Origin of the sequence: Reichenbachiella faecimaris, from assembly GCF_900176375.1 — a bacterium.
Taxonomy (GTDB): domain Bacteria; phylum Bacteroidota; class Bacteroidia; order Cytophagales; family Cyclobacteriaceae; genus Reichenbachiella; species Reichenbachiella faecimaris.
Window position 1 is genome coordinate 458,267 of sequence record NZ_FWYF01000001.1, and the last position, 17,213, is coordinate 475,479.

Consider the following 17,213-nt stretch of genomic DNA (forward strand, 5'->3'; position numbering starts at 1 on the left):
CAAACAATTTACTTTAGGCAATTCCTGGACGTGTTTTCACAATGACTAATTAAACAAAAAATAATCAGAATTAGTTGATCACCTGTGTACGTTTGCAATTCGTTATTAATTTACAGCCTGACGAATCGACCAAAATACAGTTGAAAACAAACCACAACTTCCTTCAATCACTGGCTCAAAAATGCAAGACACAGTTTGAACTTCAGTGTGATCAACTGACTGTAATATTTCCAAATAAACGAGCTGGAGTATACTTTGCTGACTATCTCGCTCAGCTGTATGCCCAGCCTATCTGGTCTCCTACAATCTTAAGTTTTGAAGAGTTTGTAGAACAGAAGCAAAACAAACATTTTGCAGATGACCTTCAAATGATCTTTCTACTGTATAAGGCTTATAAAGAGATCGTCAAACAGCCTGAAGATTTTGATGCGTTCTTTCCCTGGGGGGAAATGATCTTGAAAGATTACAATGACATTGACAACTATCTAGTGGATGTCCGACACATTTTCCGAGTCATCAAATCTCAAAAAGAACTGGATGAAGCTTTTCGCCATTTATCCGAAAAAGACCAACAAACCATTCAGGGCTTTTGGAAAAGCTTTCTCCCTACTCCCAACAAAAAACAGAATGAATTCATCGCCACTTGGTCGATTTTAACTGAGCTCTATGATCGATTCAATGACCTTCTAAATGAAAACGGTCTGATCTATAAGGGGCGTATGTTTCGCGACTATGCTGAACAAGTCGATTCTTTAGAGTCTTCTGAAACCTTTTGGTTTGCAGGCTTCAATGCCTTGACCAAAGCAGAAGAGTCTATCATCAAATCGTATTTAAAAAATGGAAATACAGACATTTTTTGGGATGTAGATGCCTATTATTACAATGATCAGAATCAGGAATCTGGTACTTTTTTTAGGGAGTACGCTCAGGACGAACATTTCAAACCTTCTATTTCTAGAGATTTAAAAGAAACCATTGGTCAGGCTAAACTAGAAATTGAAATTCTATCTGCTCCTTTTAGTATGGGACAGATCAAAGGCGCTGCGCAGAAAATCGAGCAGCTATCATTGACAAAAGCAGAACAATCTGAGCTGCTTATCATTCTTACTGATGAGTCATTGCTGCAAAGCACTTTGCATGCCCTCCCAGATCAGATCGAGCATGCCAATGTCACTATGGGTTGGCACATAGCACAATCCCGAGCTTACCTTTTTTTATCTAAAGTTCTAGCCTTACATGATAAGTATCAATCCAATCAATTAAAGAAAATCCAACATAAAGAAATTTTGGCTTTATTGGAATACAATGATTTGCTGGCTATTGATTCGGATCGAATAAGCAAATTTGATGTTGAAGCACTCAAATCAAATAGTGTATATCAACTAACCAAAAATGCACAGGAATTTTTTCCTGAAATGGCTGTTCTCCTGTCATCTGTAGACTCTGTACAGGACTTAATAGTAAACCTGATTGCATTCATCAAAGATCAAAACCTAAATCTTCTTTCAGACATAGACAGATCAGTGGCAGTATTGGTACATGGTACGCTAAAAAGAATAAATACTGCCATGCAACAGCACAATGTGCAGCTAAATTTCAATTCGTTTTACAAATTATTCCTGAAGCTGGGAAGTACACTGAAATTGCCATTGTCTGGAGACCACAAGCAAGGCATTCAAATCATGGGAATTCTGGAGACCAGAAATCTATCTTTCAAGCATGTGCTGGTCGTGGGCATGAACGAGGGTAGCTGGCCCAAGGACAGTTCAAATACTTCTTTCATTCCATACAACATTAGAAAGGCATTTGAACTCCCGACTGTAGAACATCAAGATGCCATGCAGTCCTACTTGTTTTATAGATTATTGCATAGCGCAGAGAACTTATGGATATCGTACAATAACATCTCTGAGTTTAATCACAATGGCGAACTCAGCCGATACGTCCGCCAGTTGCAATATGAATCTGAGTTGTCATTTAAGCTAGCGAGTCTGGTCAATCCTATATCAGCTGGTACAGAACCCGTGATTACGATTCAAAAAAGAGAGAATGTCCTGAATGGACTTAATGAATTTTTGGTCAATGAAGGAGGCACGAACAAAAGACTCTCCCCTTCTGCGCTCAACACCTATATAGATTGCAAACTCAAATTCTACTTCCAGCATATTGAAAAAATCAGAGAGCCAGATGAGCTCCTAGAAGACATGGATCCTTCTCTCTTTGGGAATTTATTGCATGGGGCTATGGAGCACCTCTACACTGGCAGACAACACTGGAAGGCAGAAGATATATCAGATGCCAGATCCAGTCTGGATCAAGCCATTAAACAATCTTTTGCTGATCAAAAACTGACAGAAAACAATGAACAAACCGGACGCCAAATAATTGCTTACGAGGTGATTAAAGCCTATATGGAACGCATTTTAGCCTTTGATGAGCAACACGCCCCGTTTGATATTCTAGGCCTCGAAGCCACAGATTATTTTGTTGATTTTCCTATAGAAACCATGGATGGTAGTGTGCAGGTGGGTCTGAAAGGTATTATTGATAGAATAGACGAATTTAAAGAAGTAGTACGAGTATTGGACTATAAGTCTGGACGTGATGATCGCAAATTTGGACTAATGTTTGATTTGATTGATGGAAAGTCTAACAAAAGAAACAAAGCAGTTTTTCAACTGTTTTATTACTGCATGCTTTACAAGGAAAACCATCCTGATATCAAAAAACCTATTCAACCTGGATTATTCAACAGTAAAGATCTTTTTGATGATAAGTTTGATGCTATGCTCACACAGACCATTGACAGAAAGAATAGACCCGTTTTGAATTACACAGATTTCGAAGAGGAGTTCAAGGATGTACTGCTGTATTTGCTCACAGAGATGTTCAATCCTCACATTCCATTCTCGCAAACTGAAGATGAACAAAAATGTCAGTACTGCGCTTATCGTCAGATTTGTAACAAAGGTTAGGAGGATTTTGCTAAACCATTCAAGTTATATTCTGTAGCTTTCTAGTTACAAAAAACAACTTATACTATGATTAAAAAAGTAATAATTGGCATTGTCGTGGTTGTGATTGGCTACTTTGGTTATGGTTTTATGACCCATCGTTCTCACAGCCCTTTGACATCTGCAGAAGGAAAATCAGGCGACTTATCTGTTTCTGTTGACTATTGTCAACCTTCTAAAAAAGGAAGATTGATCTTCGGTAATGAAAGTGATGATGCGCTAGTTCCTAATGGAAAATACTGGAGATTAGGCGCTAATGACGCCACAGAGATTACATTTAGTCAAGATGTGAATTTCGCAGGAGAACCCATCGCAGCCGGACGCTATAGATTTTATGCTGTCCCTAATGCGGACAACTGGGAGTTGTCACTCAATAGTCAATTGGGAGAATTTGGCTTTTTCGAACCAGACTATACATTGGATGTACTCAAGGTAAAAGTACCTGTAAAGTCAAATGCTCAGCAATTAGAATTATTGACCATGACTTTTGATAGTGATTCTACAGGATTGCAGTTGAATATGGCTTGGGACGAAACCATGGTATCTGTACCTATCTCTCAGCAATAAGAAGGCTTTGACACAAAAAAACCGTATCGAAATCTCAATACGGTTTTTTAAAAATTTCTTAATGGCTTAGGCCAATTGAGCATCTAATTTGCCAGCCAATACATTCTTTGGCACTGCACCTACTTGCTTATCTACTACCTCACCGTTTTTGAAAACGAGCAAAGTTGGGATACTTCTCACACCATACTTAGCAGACATTTCGGGATTAGAGTCTACATCTACTTTTCCTACTACTGCTTTCCCTTCGTAATCTCCAGCAAGCTCTTCCACTACAGGTCCGATCATTTTACAAGGTCCGCACCATTCTGCCCAAAAATCCACCAATACTGGCTGATCCGTTGCTAATACGTCACTGAAATTGCTGTCTGTGATTTCTACTGCTTTGTTCATCTCTATTGTTATTTAAAATATTGTTATGCGTCCGAAAACGCAAATATAGTAGAAATAGTTGATGCCAAAAGATTGATTTTCGCAATGAAGGGATAAACAAAAACTATTTACTTTTTCAATAACACGCCCTGGTTGTATTCGTATTCCAACGTCACGTTTCCATCTTGGTCAAACCATCTGGCAATACCATGCATTTTTCCGTTCTCCCAGTGACTCTCTTCCATGATTTTACCATTGTCATAAAATTGTGAACGCTTGCCGTGATACTCTCCTGCGATATAATTTCTTTTTTCAACAATCTTGCCATAATTATAATAGATAAATTCACCATGCTCTATGCCATTGACATAGTCAGCTTTTAGCGTCAGATTGCCGTTATTATCTATTTCTAGGTGCGTACCATGCAAAGTGCCATTGACATAAGTAGAAATGGACTTCACTAACTCATTGGGGTGATACGTAATCCAACTACCATTTCTAAAGCCATTCAAATAATCTCCTTGTTGCTCCAATTTTTCGCCAAATTTCATGGTGGCTTTGACTAAGCCTGGCATGTGATCAAATTCGATTTTTTCGGCATAGTCTGGTAGATTGTCAATACTTTCGGCACCTCCAGAAGTTACGACTCCTGAATCACAGGCAGAAAGTACAAGTACCACCAAAAATAGAAAGGATAAGCTCTTTTTCATTTTACAGAATTTTGATTTTAATGCTCAAATCTAAAATGATTATTGGAAATTTTCCCTTACCAGATTCCAATCATCTAAAGTATCGACATCAATTAATTCAGCTAATAGATCATAGCTCTTGCCCAGAGACTTGATCTGATCGATTGTTTGACTTAAAACCTGATCCGTACTCCAATTGATACCCTCAAATAATGCTGAATCCAGTTGCTTCATGCCTAATAAATAGTAGCCCCCGTCATTAGCTGGGCCAATCACAAAGTCATGGTGTTGAAGCCTGTCAAATGCGTTAGTGATTATGTCAGACGATAACTGTGCACAATCAGTTCCAATGATGCATACCTTACTGTATTTTGTTAATTCTACCTTAAAGGCTTCTTCCATTTTGTTACCCAAATCTCCAGATGACTGAAGTTTATTTTGAGCGGCCGCCCAGGAATCATTTTCAGGAATAAATGAAGTGTAGTAAACTATAACATCCACATTTACCTTGGCCGTTTCCCGTTGGGTAAAAGACAAAAGCTGCTTATATATATGAAGTGCTTGTTCGTCTCCCACAGTCACTGCTAAACGGGTCTTTACCTTTCCAATTTCAGAATTTTTAACAAAAATAATCAAAGCATTTTTAGACATGTTTTAATAATGTTTTGTTTTTATATAACTCAAAAGAAGCTACACCAATAACAATAAAATACTCAATAGCTATCCAAATCATAGGGTGCTGATAACCATTCTCCGTATACCCTGAGTATGATACAAAAACGAGTCCAGACCAGATAATTGGAAAAGCATAACCACTCATGCAACCAAATGCAATCAGTGGAATGACATACCAGGGATGTACTGTGGTGGCAAATATCAATTGAATGAGCAAAATGATAGTAAACGCCTTAGCCCAATCCGTATGTTCTTTGACCTTATATAAACAATAAGTCATAATAAGACCAAAAGCTATGACGGAAAGCCATGGCCCTACAGTTTGCACCACATCGTAGCCTTTGACCCAGTACCCTATGGCTCGCATGAGAAAAAACAAGCCCGCATTGAATTCAAATTTCCGAAAAAACAGATCCAAACCACTGCCCATTCCATCTAGCATTTGAAAATCCAAAAAGGGAAGTGAGAAAAATACTATGCTCACTCCTATTAGGGCATAACTTTTTATGGATTTTTGCCAGCCCAGCTTTCTAAATAATACAGGCAAAAACATCAAAGGAGTCAGCTTTGTCAACACACCAAAAGACAAGGCCAAAGCAGCTTTTTTCCAATTGCCTTTTTCATAAAACCACCAGGCCAACAGAATGAAGAATAATACCATACCCTCGAAGTGCACATTTCCAATCAACTCCAAAATAACTAAAGGATTCAAAGCGTAAAGCACTACTCTGGAGGCACTAGACGTTAGTTGAAAAAGCAACCATATCACGCCAATTTCAAATAATAATAGAATAATCCTGAACGTGGTCAAAGTCCAAAACAGAGACTTTATACCTAAATAAGATGGAATTGAAAATACGTATTGACTGAAAGGTGGATAGGTAGAATGATATTCTTGAGAATTCAATTTTTCGAATACCTCATTCAAATTTTCAGGCTGTTCTTTGATCAGCTCAGCTGGAGTTGATTCATAAGGATTTATACCTTCGGCCCTAATATGACCATCCCAAATAAAACGAAAATAATCGTCAGACAAAGTGGGTGCTCCAAAAAATAGGGCCAATCGTATGAAAATAGCAACAATCAAAATTTGTTTGAAACTGAATTCAGATTTGAAATAGAGCAAACCATAGGCTACAAATGAAATTCCAAAAAGCGACAGGAGCCAAGCACTATTTCTGGCCGTTTCATAATGCAAAAAAAGAATGGGCAAAACCAAGCCAAAACCAAGCCATGCAGTAGTCCATCCTAATGGCTTTTTAGGCATGTTTGATGTGCTTGATAGAGTGAAAAAAAACAATCCCAAAACCAACAGCTAGCATGATATGAAAAATAATCAAGCCAAAATCATGAAGAAGCCATGCAGAAACAATGCCCCAAATAAAATAAACACAAAGTAGCCCTTCCATCAATATCCCCCAAGTAAGCGTTGGTTTGATATATTGATTGCCAAACCAGCTTTCCTTTTTGTTGGTCACATTGAATTTTGGGGTTCGGACAAATGGTGTCTTTACACCTAAAAAACCTTCCATAACAGCAATAGCATTGTGCAAAGCCAATCCCATTGAAAAGGATAAGAAAAGGGGGAATTTCTTTAGAAATACCAATTTGGGATTCACTTTTTCAATTTGCTTCATACCCACATAGTAGAAAGCCGCAATTGAAAAGAAACCAATTAGGAAAAGACTACCTAGGTTGAATAACCACTCTAAACTAGCATTGGCATCCTTAATATAGAGCATAGGAATACTCAAAATAGATGCTGAGAGTAATAGCACAAAAACACTGCTATTGAGTAAGTGAATGGCAGCATGGGCCTTAGTTTTAAAACTCTGATCTGATCTAAAAACTTTGAACAAATGTTTTTTGGCGGTTTCGGCTGCCCCTTTGTTCCAGCGATACTGTTGTGATTTAATCGCAGACATGATCACTGGGAGTTCTGCTGGTGACTCCACGCTTTCATCAAATTGAAACTGCCATCCTCTAAGCTGTGCACGATAGCTCAAATCCAAATCCTCAGTCAGGGTATCCGCAGACCATCCCCCTGCGTCTAATACACAGGATTTTCTCCAGATTCCAGCCGTTCCGTTAAAATTCATAAAACTTCCTGAGCGATTGCGACCACCCTGCTCTACTGTAAAGTGTGCATCCAAACCAAAGGCCTGCATCTCGGTAAGCATAGAATAATTTTTATTCACATGACCCCAGCGAGTTTGCACCATTCCAATTTTGTCATTCACAAAAAAGCCGACTGTTCTTCTGAGAAAATCTGTAGTTGGTAAAAAATCAGAGTCAAATATGGCAGTGAACTCACCCTTGCAAAAATCAGTTCCATACGCCAACGCACCTGCCTTAAACCCCGTTCGATTTTCACGTTGAACATGTCGAATATCAAACCCTTGTGATTGATAAAAATTCACTTTTCTAGCGATCAGATCTACCGTTTCATCCGTAGAATCATCTAAAACCTGAATCTCTAATTTCTCTTTAGGGTAATCCAACCTGACCACACAATCAATCAAACGTTCTGCTACATACTTTTCATTGTAAATAGGTAGCTGTACAGTCACTATGGGTAAGAATTCGGGATCAAATAAAGAGGGCTCTCCTCTTCTTGGACGCGTATATACCCATGTCAGATGCAACTGCCCCAGACTAAACAAAAATATGGCCAACAAAGCCGTACCATACACGATCACTACGATCCACTCCATCTATAAATATCTAAATATCGTTCGAATGATTTTGAATCCGGCCAATAGCGTTCCCTTAATGGTTCCAGATATCTTTGATACACCAATTCTGTTGCGATAGTTCACAGGTACCTCAGCTATTTGCATCTTTAGCTTGGCGGCTTTCAGTTGCATCTCCACTGTCCAGCCGTAGGTTTTATCCTGCATATCCATGGCAAGCAAGCTTTGATACCTTACTGCACGAAATGGCCCTAAATCAGTGTACTGCACTTTGTAAAAAACCTTCAGTAGATAGGTTGCCAACCAATTTCCAAATACTTGCTGGGGAGTCATAGAACCGGTTTCCTTTTTACCCAAAGCTCTGGAGCCAATCACCAAATCAGCGTTACCAACTCTAATGGGTTCTAACAGGGCATGCATATATTCTGGATAGTCTGAATGGTCACCATCCAAAAACACAACTGCATCAGGTTTTGGGTTTATTTCATTGGCGATATAGGACATAGCTTTCAAGCAGGCACTGCCATACCCTCTAGCTGATTCTTCAAGAACCACTGCGCCTCGCTCCTTTGCCACCTCTATGGTATCATCAGTGGAGCCATTGTCTACCACTATGATATGTCTGACACGTTCTTTTGGGATTTCATCTATCACCATCCCAACAGCATTCTGCTCATTGAGCACGGGGATAATTACATCTACGATCTGAGGTTTGGGCATCAATCCTCTGGGTAAGGAATGAAAATGAAATTGGTGAACTTTTCATCTACCACAAATAGGCAACAGAATTCATCTGGATTTTTATAAGCCTCCTTGAAAATGTCAACGTTCTTTTCTTTGACTAAATCACGCTGCACGAATTCATCCAAATAAGAGGCCGAGTAGTTCCATTCAGCATCCAATTCTTTCTGTTTGATCAAAATCTGTCCAACGCCTACATCTGTTTTAGCAATAGGAAATATGGGATACTCCGAGAATCCCCTACTTCTTATTTGATAAGAAGCTTCTTTCAGATTGTCTGATACTTTGATAAAGTCCTGGGTGATAGTTCCCAAGTATTTGCCGCTTAGTTCTGGATCGTTATTCATTGTCTATTCAAAAATTAGAGAATCAAGATTCAAAATTAGCGAGGAATGCCTGATCGGCAAAAGAATATATCCCACTTGATCTGACTTTATGAAAATCTTGAGTCGCAGAGTTACAATTCAAGAGATACTTTCTTTTGACAACGATGGATCCGCAGATTTTGGGTTGTTTTAATGCATAATCCCCTTTTCCTTTAGGAGCTTATACTTTTCCCCACAATTCATGCTTGTCAATTCAGCACCATTGGAACCTTTACCCTTCCCTTTTTTGTATTGGGCTTTGTTTTCGGCTACAAATGAGTTCCAAAAGGCTTGAGCTTCTTCCCTGAAAATATCTATAACATGTCCATCTACTTCTTGATTATGAGCGTCATTGTCAGGATAGGTTTCAATCAGTTTGGCAAGCTCACGATCTACCTGATTCAAGTCATTGATATCCAATTCTCCATGATTAAATCTGGGGACACCAAGCACAAATTTGGTGATATATTGAACGGCATAGATATCTTCTGCATCCAAAGAAGCCCCTTTTACCTCTAGCTCCTTTTGCATGGGCAGAGCAAAACTCTCAGCAATAAAAGAACGCTCTGTACCATCTAGAACAACTAATTCATCATAAGTCTCTTGAAGTTTTTTTGTTCCTGCCAATGGATCTTTCCCTTTCTGCTTGTTCTCTTTCTTTTTGACTTCTATTTCCTTAGCAACAGGCTTAAGTTTTGGAGCCGTGGTGTTCCATGTACTTAGAAATTCGTACAATGGCTTTCTGATTTTGCTTTTTTCTGAATGATGAAGTGAGGCTACCTTATCCGAAATCGTCTGTTGTCCAAAGCATGAAATTGCAAAAAAACAACCTATTAAAAAAAATATTGAAGTTTTGGAGATAGCCATGAATTTGGAGTTGTGAAGTTCTAATGATGAATAAAAATAAATACAATTCTGGAAATCCTCATTTCGAATGATAAAATTTGGTCGCAACGAGATGTGAAAATTTGTTCACTTTTTTATTTACCGCATGCCTACAAGGCATAACCCTTCTTACCGCATAGTCTCATTGAAGTAGTTGCGGTTTATTCAATCACATCAGGTTGATTTTCTATAATTCCGTAGTGTGCATGATCTTTTCCTTTTTCGAGTGCCCATCCAGCATTTCCGAAATCAAAATGCCAGTATTCTTTAAGATCTACCACAAAATCCTCTGCCTCAAAAAGTCCGATGAGCAATGCTCTATTTTCTTTCGCCTCTGCTGATATTTCAGGATGGTGAGGGTAGCATTTTTTATTGAGATCAATTTTCAATCCATCGTTTGTTCCAAAATCCATCACACAATCAGCTTTCAGATCATAAATAAGAGCATCAACTGCTCCTCCAGTGGTGTGTGTCGATTCCTTTTCTGGTGCAATGAAATAAGAAACAATTTTATGAATTTCATCCATTCCCATGTCTGGATATTTCTTGAGCTGTAAGGCCACGCACTCATCCCATAGCATTCTTTGATGATCAAAAGATCGCCATACCGAGCGAATAATCAGTCTTTTATCATCTTTATCCAAAGCACGACTAATTCTCCCTATTTTTTCAAAAATAGACTCTCGTACCAAATATCGATAATCTTCTTTAATAGATGGCTCATAAACCAATTTGAATCCCGCGTCTAAAAGACTTCTCATGGGAGAAAAATCTTCTCTAATCTCTATGGTTGGAAAAAGCATTTTGTGCTTTAGGTCTTTCTCCTCTACCATTTTGCAATATTGGTCGGTATTCATTTGTGTTGACATAATTTTTAATAATTGTTTGTGAGCCCATGACAGAAAGCAATGCACCATAATTTAGACTAAATGTAACCCGATCCCCTACCTCCAATGTTTTTTCGTGAGTATTCAAAATCAAATGATCGCTACTGGCTCCAAGTATCGTCATATTTTCAGGAGGGATTAGGCCATCTGTCTGCACATCTAATTTTCCTATGGCTAAAATGGCACGGTTAATCTGACCCAGGTCCTCAAATACAGGCTTGTTGCCAAAGGCATCCAAACCTGACTCTCCAAAAGGAATAGAAGGTTTGACACCAGAATCTATGACCTCAACTGACAAAGCAAAGGCATCTGTATGTAGATCAGGAATGGGTTTTCTCTCTAATGTTTCACGGCCAAGAAATATGGATTCTCCCAGGCGAAGGTTATTAATTCTTCCCAGCACTTCTGACTTGGTAAACCAATTATAATTAGCAGAATTTCCTCCTGAAACAATGGATAGTATAATATTGAATCTTTTTTCCAAGTCTACAGCCAATGAAGATAACGTTCTCATCTTACGGGCATTGGGTTTAATTCCTCCAAAACATGCCAAATTGGTTCCGATTCCAATGAGTTTAATATTGGGAAGTCTGAGTATTTTTCTAACCATATCATTGAGATCAATGGGCATCACACCTTCCCTCAAATCGCCCATCTCTATCATCAGTATGATTTTATGAACCACGTTCACCTTTACAGCAGCTTTTGATAACAGCTGGATGACTGTCAGATTGCTATTTAAGCTTATTTCTGTATACTTCACGACAGCATCCACTTCACTGGGAAGGGTTCTTAATAAAAGAAATTTGGCGTGTACGCCAGCATCCAAGATGTTCTTAATGTTCTCCAATCTAGAATCTGCCAGAAAATTGAGCCCATTGTTTACCAGAATATTAGCCAGATTAGGGTCACCACAAACCGCTTTGGTAACAGCAAAAATATTAATCCCTCTAGCACCATAAAGCGCTTTCAGGGCTCGGACGTTACTCGCGATTTTTTCAAGATCAACGACTATTTCTGGACTAGACATGGAACTTGGCTCTTTTTTGCAAGCTCTGGAAACACCTCAAATAATTTTTTCATCAATTTTCCACACCCATGTTTGAGCACATCCGTGGTTGGTAGTTTATACTCATCTTCATAATCCAACACCGTTTGATCCACTTCTTGATCTGACATATCTTCATGATTGATTGTAATCGCAATCACCTCTGAATTTGAAAAGGTTTCAATCAAATGAATCTCACTCGCCAATGTAGGCATAGCAATGGCTGGGTAATCGCAATGATTGATTCTTTTAGGCGGATGCTGAACTATGATGGCTTTGGGCAGTGCCCCTCTGATAATGGCAGTTGAAGATGTAAATGCTGGATGACTCAAAGCACCCTGTCCTTCAACAATAATAATATCTGGGTTTTCGCTTTCCACGGCATTTAGAATGGCATTTTCGACTTCACCGGTAGAAAACCCTGAACTCAAAACATCTATAGCTATTCCATATTTAGAGCCTTGAAGCAATCCCGTCTGCCCAGTTGAGATAAACACGGCGTCGATTCCCTCGCCTTTGAGCGCCTCTACCAACTTCACGGCTGTTGTTCTTTTTCCAACTGCGCAATCCGTCCCAAAAACAGTAATTACTGGTGTTTTAATAGCATGAATTTTGCCCGAAAAAATATGAAGGTCTTTTCGTGCTGGAGGTTTCCTGATGTCGCTAATGGTTACGCTATATTTAGCAGCGTTTTGGACAAACTCTTCATCCTCTGTAAAAAACTCAGGCAGTCCATTTACGATATTCATACCAGATTTCATGGCATGAATAATCACATTTCTTTGATCTTCATTCAGAAAAGATTCTAATGGCGCAATACCGTAAATAAAATATTGAGGAATTTGATTCAATGAGGTGATGGCATGATCAATACTACTAAAAACAGGCATTCCATTTTTAGTCCCGTCCAAATACTCTCCAGCATCCTGACCCTTTTTTGTACTGTCTATCACGCCTACTATGTCATATTTTTCAGAATGCCTGACCAGGCCATTGGCCACTTTACCATCAAGTTTTCCTAATTCGTTTTCGCTATAGACTAATGCAGTCATTTTCATTTTTTTATAATTTATTGGTTTACATCCCTTTATCAGATCCTTCTGAAAGTCAGATGTTGAACATGCTTTTCATGTTTCATTATTTAACCAGTAGGTCGCACGGACAAATTCTCATTCCTGAGGTTTTCGGAATTTTGTCTGCTTACTGGGAAATGTTTGAACTATTGTGTAAACAGCTATGCGGAATTGGCTTTGGTTTTAAACACCATACAAAGGTCGTCTTTTGTTTACCAGAAGAGTTATACATTCAAATAAGAGGTTTACACAAATCACACTTCTGCCAGACAAAAAATCCTCAACATTCCCAATACCTACTTCCTCTTATTTGAACAAAAAATGAAATGCCCCATCAGCTGGCCTTCATACAACTAACAAGACCAACTGACAGATGTCTTAGGGATTACTCTTAATTGATTGGCTTTTCTGTCTTTTATTTTTCTTACTATCAACCGGATGAGCCAATAATTGAGAAGTATGAATGGTGGTATAACGATCGCTCCTCCTATCAAAAATTGTTTCGAAAATTGAAATGCGTTATTAAGCAAGGCATATTTGAATAGTATGGTTTCTGATTGTTTAAAAATAAAGCTACCTATCAGACCTGCAATCCAATACAGAGGCATCATGGTGAAAGTATTCCAAATAAGCAAGGACAAAATCATCGCGAACTTGTTCAGTTTTTTAAATGAGATAGCCAGCAAAACCACAATTATTCCGCTGAAACCAGGTGTAGGAAAGGCAGAAATAAATGTGCCTAAAGCAAAACTATATGCCACTTTTCTATCTGAATCATGAGACTTTAAGATAGCCACCATATTTCTTCTAAGCTTATACCATATTTTTTCTTTGAGCTTGCTTGTTGTAAACATATAAAAATGAAATAATTGTCGTTTTGATTGGAACCCAGTCTCTTTCTTAACTGTCATACCTCAGGTAGTTTTATAAAACCTACTCAGGGCGATGAATCAATAGGTTTGCAACTCTGCTAGTAACACTTCTAACTCCGTCCTGGTTTTCTCTAGTTTCACCATGAGTCTATTGAGCATAGACTCCCGCTGTCCTTCCTCATATATCAAATCCTTATCACATAGTGATGGAAATCTCCATTTGAGCATAACCATTTGTTCTCGCCAACTTCTAGTAATATTCATTATATAGTCGAATTTCTTAAGTATGATCTATTGCGTGCCTTTATTCAGGATTTCCCTTTCGAAAAACACCCGATCTTTTGTTTCAGGATGATCGGCCAGTGTACAATAGTAGATTCTCTTGATGTATCGCCTCACCACCAGCTCAACATCTGGAGCTACTTTGGCATAAATCGAATCACCTACCTGATACTTATTATCGCTATCTTCCATGTTTGTTTTAATAGTTAAATTTTACAGACTTACATCCTCATAACCACTTTTGATAATGATTGACAACATTTTAAACTGTTGCTTGGCCTTTATACTATTCCAAATATGAGCTGGGATTACTATGACTTGACCTGTGCATAAGTTGATAGGTTTCTCGTCTATGCTTATTTCAGCTTCTCCATCTAGGATTTGAATCATGTGATCAAAGGGAGACGCCCTAATAGGTAAAGTTTCACCTGTATCAAAAGAAGAAATGGTTATTGTTCCTGTTTTTTTTCTTAAGATAACCTTAGTCACCACTGACCCAGGTTCATATTCGACCATATCGACTAATCGATGATTGGCTGATTTTTCCAGTTCAATATTTTTCATTGATAGCTGCGATATGCTTATTTTTTTAATAACTTAAGTAGGCCTTACTTTTATTTCCTTCCTTTACTCCCCTTTGTTTTTTTCTTTTCTTTTGGCTGCCTTTGCCGCCCTTTTTTCCTTCAGTGTTTTCTCAGGCGCTTTCTTGCCTGATTTGCTCTTTCCCTCTTTTTCTTTTGACATGGTTATCTTGATTAATAATGAATCGCCATAACGGCAATTTATGTTCAATACAAAAGTTGGTCTATTCAGGGAGTAATGTGTTACACTGAGTCAAACCAACGTTACACATATCCCACTTCTGGTGATGAAGAAAGTATTTGAGGAATATTGTTGTCCTATTGATTTTAGGGGTTTAGATAATTGTTTTTGCTTTGGTCTTTGCCAGATATAATAGCTCAATATAGCAATCGGATTGAACTGTGTATTTCAGAATTAACATGATTTTCCTGTTATTGAACAAAAGGTAGAAATGCCTTTCCTTTTCAATAACCAAGTTCAATTCAGACCATACAGATATTGACTCACACTTACCATCAATCAAAAGCTCAATAGCTTCTAGTGACACTAGATACGCTATAAATTTGATCTTTCAACCTTTTTTAGATACCTATCTACTTCTGCATTTGCTCTTTTTGATGCAGTGAAAGAATTGGTTTGATGCAAAATTGCTACTCTCTTAACAAGAGATGAAAATGCAGAAATGATGTTTTTCAATGGAGTTGAGCACAGTGCATCAAATTATATCTTGTCCACCTCTATAAATCCTCCAGATTAGCTTTACGTTTATTCTTTAGTTGTTTGTAAAAAGTTGGGGTCAATCCGGTAATTTTTTTGAACTGATTCGACAGATGAGCCACACTACTGTAATGCAGCTTATATGATATCTCAGTCAAATTTAACTCATCATATATGAGCAGTTCCTTCACACGCTCAATTTTGTGTAATATGATAAACTGCTGAATAGTGATTCCTTTCACTTCTGAAAAGATATTGGCTAAATAAGTATAGTCGTATCCCAATTTTTCACTGATATAATCAGAATAATTAACCTTGGGTAACTCATCTGTATAGTGGATCATTTCGACAATCAAATTTTTGATTTTTTCTATCAAGATGCTTTTCTTATCATCCAGTAGTTCCAATCCTGATTTCATCAAATTGGTCTTGAGCTGAAGTCTTTGATCTGGAGATATATCCTCTAAAATTTCAATCATTCCCAAATCCACTACCACATAGTGAAGACCTAACGAAATGAGCTCTTCTTTTACCATCATTTTGCATCGCAAACTGACCATGTACTTGATGTATAATTTCATTATCGGTTATTTGCTCAAATGGAAAAAACGGGTATCTGCATATCAAAAGCAGATGTGCTAACGTACTTGCTAAAGAATAGAGGCTAACAAAGATACTTTATAATCGTTTGAAGAAGCCATACATTGAGCCAAGTAAAAGATTTAGATTCAATTGGATTGATCTACCCTCTCTTTTCCTAAAGCACAATATTTTAAAATCAGTTCTACGCCAATTATGAGGTATTTTTATAGGCCTTATTTGTTTTGCGGACAAGAACTTACAAAAAAATGTCACTTTCTCAGCTTTTTCTCATTTCAAAAAAAGATAAGAAATCTTTCTTAACGCTTCAAAAACTAAAAAATAGCAGGGAAAACGGACTGATTTCTTATAAAGAATAATTAAAAAGTTGGTTCTAGAATTGTCACACAAAACGAGAGCAATTATTCTGCTATTCATCAATAACTACCATCATTCAATCTCCCAATAGATTTAACTGATCGATCAGTTTCAGAAATTCGTCTCGTTTATTTTTGCTCAATACGGCAGAATGATCTTTTAATCTAATCACATTACCATCAATGCAATCTATGTGATCAATGTTCACAATGTGTGATCTATGGACTCTGAAAAAATTGGCTGGAAGCATTTGGATTAGCTTACTCATAGACTGTAGCGACATGATTTTTCGTCCATCTTTTGTGATGATTTTCACATAAGGTCCATCACCATTAATTACAATTATTTCATTAAATGAGACCTTAACAATCTTGCTATCAGCTTTGATGAATAGTTTATCAGTTTGCTGCGAAGAGGTGTGCTCTGGGAGAATGTCGACTTTGGAGTCTTTAGCAGAGATGACTTTGGCAACCGCCTTGTAAAATCGGTCGAAATCTATGGGTTTTAATAAATAGTCTACCACATCCAATTCATAACTCTGAACTGCATATTCAGAATAGGCCGTAGTGAGAATGGTGGCAGGTTTGTCGGGTAAAATTTTCAAAAAATCAAGTCCTGTAAGATCAGGCATTTGAATATCTAGAAACAGGACATCAATGTGGTCATTTTTGATATGATTGAGAGCCTGGAGTGCAGAACTACAAGCTGCCACCAATTCCAATTCAGGAACTTTACTCACATAATCCGAAAGGATTTTTCGGGCAATATTTTCATCATCAACAATCAGGCACTTCATT

19 protein-coding genes are annotated in these 17,213 nt (G+C 37.9%); 2 read left to right on the top strand and 17 right to left on the bottom strand.

Annotation, left to right across the window (positions count from 1 at the left end):
- The first annotated feature begins 140 nt into the window (after positions 1–140).
- Positions 141–2,975, top strand: coding sequence for a PD-(D/E)XK nuclease family protein (locus B9A58_RS01855; protein WP_084370726.1), 2,835 nt, complete (start codon positions 141–143; stop codon positions 2,973–2,975).
- Positions 2,976–3,041: 66 nt separating this feature from the next.
- Positions 3,042–3,581: a DUF2911 domain-containing protein gene (locus B9A58_RS01860; protein ID WP_084370727.1), complete on the top strand. Its 540-nt coding sequence runs from the start codon at positions 3,042–3,044 to the stop codon at positions 3,579–3,581.
- 66 nt (positions 3,582–3,647) lie between these two features.
- Here B9A58_RS01860 and trxA read toward each other — a convergent pair whose 3' ends face one another.
- From trxA to B9A58_RS01955, 17 genes are all read right to left on the bottom strand, one after another.
- A complete protein-coding gene (trxA, locus tag B9A58_RS01865) occupies positions 3,648–3,971 on the bottom strand; it encodes a thioredoxin (protein WP_084370728.1) in 324 nt (107 codons plus the stop codon).
- Between the two features lie 107 nt (positions 3,972–4,078).
- On the bottom strand, positions 4,079–4,660 hold the full coding sequence (locus B9A58_RS01870; RefSeq protein ID WP_084370729.1) for a toxin-antitoxin system YwqK family antitoxin: 582 nt from the start codon (positions 4,658–4,660) through the stop codon (positions 4,079–4,081).
- 39 nt (positions 4,661–4,699) lie between these two features.
- Complete coding sequence (locus B9A58_RS01875; RefSeq protein ID WP_084370730.1) at positions 4,700–5,290, bottom strand: TIGR04282 family arsenosugar biosynthesis glycosyltransferase; 591 nt, start codon at positions 5,288–5,290, stop codon at positions 4,700–4,702.
- Positions 5,283–6,581, bottom strand: a complete 1,299-nt coding sequence (gene mptB, locus B9A58_RS01880) for a polyprenol phosphomannose-dependent alpha 1,6 mannosyltransferase MptB (RefSeq protein ID WP_084370731.1) — start codon at positions 6,579–6,581, stop codon at positions 5,283–5,285. The genes B9A58_RS01875 and mptB overlap by 8 nt, the downstream gene beginning before the upstream one ends.
- Positions 6,574–8,028 (bottom strand): cellulose synthase family protein, encoded by a 1,455-nt coding sequence (locus B9A58_RS01885; RefSeq protein ID WP_084370732.1) that lies wholly within the window; start codon positions 8,026–8,028, stop codon positions 6,574–6,576. The genes mptB and B9A58_RS01885 overlap by 8 nt, the downstream gene beginning before the upstream one ends.
- Positions 8,029–8,727, bottom strand: coding sequence for a glycosyltransferase family 2 protein (locus B9A58_RS01890; protein ID WP_084370733.1), 699 nt, complete (start codon positions 8,725–8,727; stop codon positions 8,029–8,031). It lies immediately after the preceding gene.
- Positions 8,727–9,095: a hypothetical protein gene (locus tag B9A58_RS01895; RefSeq protein ID WP_084370734.1), complete on the bottom strand. Its 369-nt coding sequence runs from the start codon at positions 9,093–9,095 to the stop codon at positions 8,727–8,729. Before B9A58_RS01895 ends, B9A58_RS01890 begins: the two co-directional genes overlap by 1 nt.
- A gap of 168 nt (positions 9,096–9,263) precedes the next feature.
- A complete protein-coding gene (locus B9A58_RS01900; RefSeq protein ID WP_084370735.1) occupies positions 9,264–9,980 on the bottom strand; it encodes a hypothetical protein in 717 nt (238 codons plus the stop codon).
- Positions 9,981–10,159: 179 nt separating this feature from the next.
- The gene (locus B9A58_RS01905; protein WP_245826965.1) at positions 10,160–10,831 is read right to left on the bottom strand and encodes a M15 family metallopeptidase; all 672 of its coding nucleotides are present in this window, start codon (positions 10,829–10,831) and stop codon (positions 10,160–10,162) included.
- Positions 10,776–11,915: an alanine/ornithine racemase family PLP-dependent enzyme gene (locus B9A58_RS01910; RefSeq protein WP_084370737.1), complete on the bottom strand. Its 1,140-nt coding sequence runs from the start codon at positions 11,913–11,915 to the stop codon at positions 10,776–10,778. The genes B9A58_RS01905 and B9A58_RS01910 overlap by 56 nt, the downstream gene beginning before the upstream one ends.
- The gene (locus tag B9A58_RS01915; RefSeq protein ID WP_221407800.1) at positions 11,897–12,985 is read right to left on the bottom strand and encodes an N-acetyltransferase DgcN family protein; all 1,089 of its coding nucleotides are present in this window, start codon (positions 12,983–12,985) and stop codon (positions 11,897–11,899) included. The genes B9A58_RS01910 and B9A58_RS01915 overlap by 19 nt, the downstream gene beginning before the upstream one ends.
- Before the next feature lie 374 nt (positions 12,986–13,359).
- On the bottom strand, positions 13,360–13,917 hold the full coding sequence (locus tag B9A58_RS01925; protein ID WP_084370740.1) for a DUF2062 domain-containing protein: 558 nt from the start codon (positions 13,915–13,917) through the stop codon (positions 13,360–13,362).
- A 39-nt stretch (positions 13,918–13,956) separates the two neighbouring features.
- Positions 13,957–14,142, bottom strand: coding sequence for a hypothetical protein (locus tag B9A58_RS01930; RefSeq protein ID WP_084370741.1), 186 nt, complete (start codon positions 14,140–14,142; stop codon positions 13,957–13,959).
- 27 nt (positions 14,143–14,169) lie between these two features.
- Entirely contained in the window at positions 14,170–14,352 is a 183-nt protein-coding gene (locus B9A58_RS01935) for a hypothetical protein (protein ID WP_084370742.1), read from the bottom strand.
- A gap of 21 nt (positions 14,353–14,373) precedes the next feature.
- The gene (locus B9A58_RS01940; RefSeq protein WP_084370743.1) at positions 14,374–14,724 is read right to left on the bottom strand and encodes a cupin domain-containing protein; all 351 of its coding nucleotides are present in this window, start codon (positions 14,722–14,724) and stop codon (positions 14,374–14,376) included.
- A 755-nt stretch (positions 14,725–15,479) separates the two neighbouring features.
- Positions 15,480–16,040, bottom strand: a complete 561-nt coding sequence (locus tag B9A58_RS01950; RefSeq protein WP_084370745.1) for a helix-turn-helix domain-containing protein — start codon at positions 16,038–16,040, stop codon at positions 15,480–15,482.
- Between the two features lie 452 nt (positions 16,041–16,492).
- A complete protein-coding gene (locus B9A58_RS01955) occupies positions 16,493–17,212 on the bottom strand; it encodes a LytR/AlgR family response regulator transcription factor (protein WP_176214650.1) in 720 nt (239 codons plus the stop codon).
- Position 17,213: the final 1 nt, after the last annotated feature.

Coding starts and splice junctions, on each gene's coding strand:
- B9A58_RS01860 (WP_084370727.1), top strand. CDS start 3,042: ATGATTAAAAAAGTAATAATTGGCATTGTCGTGGTTGTGATTGGCTAC.
- trxA (WP_084370728.1), bottom strand. CDS start 3,971: ATGAACAAAGCAGTAGAAATCACAGACAGCAATTTCAGTGACGTATTA.
- B9A58_RS01870 (WP_084370729.1), bottom strand. CDS start 4,660: ATGAAAAAGAGCTTATCCTTTCTATTTTTGGTGGTACTTGTACTTTCT.
- B9A58_RS01875 (WP_084370730.1), bottom strand. CDS start 5,290: ATGTCTAAAAATGCTTTGATTATTTTTGTTAAAAATTCTGAAATTGGA.
- mptB (WP_084370731.1), bottom strand. CDS start 6,581: ATGCCTAAAAAGCCATTAGGATGGACTACTGCATGGCTTGGTTTTGGC.
- B9A58_RS01885 (WP_084370732.1), bottom strand. CDS start 8,028: ATGGAGTGGATCGTAGTGATCGTGTATGGTACGGCTTTGTTGGCCATA.
- B9A58_RS01890 (WP_084370733.1), bottom strand. CDS start 8,727: ATGCCCAAACCTCAGATCGTAGATGTAATTATCCCCGTGCTCAATGAG.
- B9A58_RS01895 (WP_084370734.1), bottom strand. CDS start 9,095: ATGAATAACGATCCAGAACTAAGCGGCAAATACTTGGGAACTATCACC.
- B9A58_RS01900 (WP_084370735.1), bottom strand. CDS start 9,980: ATGGCTATCTCCAAAACTTCAATATTTTTTTTAATAGGTTGTTTTTTT.
- B9A58_RS01905 (WP_245826965.1), bottom strand. CDS start 10,831: ATGGTAGAGGAGAAAGACCTAAAGCACAAAATGCTTTTTCCAACCATA.
- B9A58_RS01910 (WP_084370737.1), bottom strand. CDS start 11,915: ATGTCTAGTCCAGAAATAGTCGTTGATCTTGAAAAAATCGCGAGTAAC.
- B9A58_RS01915 (WP_221407800.1), bottom strand. CDS start 12,985: ATGACTGCATTAGTCTATAGCGAAAACGAATTAGGAAAACTTGATGGT.
- B9A58_RS01925 (WP_084370740.1), bottom strand. CDS start 13,917: ATGACAGTTAAGAAAGAGACTGGGTTCCAATCAAAACGACAATTATTT.
- B9A58_RS01930 (WP_084370741.1), bottom strand. CDS start 14,142: ATGAATATTACTAGAAGTTGGCGAGAACAAATGGTTATGCTCAAATGG.
- B9A58_RS01935 (WP_084370742.1), bottom strand. CDS start 14,352: ATGGAAGATAGCGATAATAAGTATCAGGTAGGTGATTCGATTTATGCC.
- B9A58_RS01940 (WP_084370743.1), bottom strand. CDS start 14,724: ATGAAAAATATTGAACTGGAAAAATCAGCCAATCATCGATTAGTCGAT.
- B9A58_RS01950 (WP_084370745.1), bottom strand. CDS start 16,040: ATGAAATTATACATCAAGTACATGGTCAGTTTGCGATGCAAAATGATG.
- B9A58_RS01955 (WP_176214650.1), bottom strand. CDS start 17,212: ATGAAGTGCCTGATTGTTGATGATGAAAATATTGCCCGAAAAATCCTT.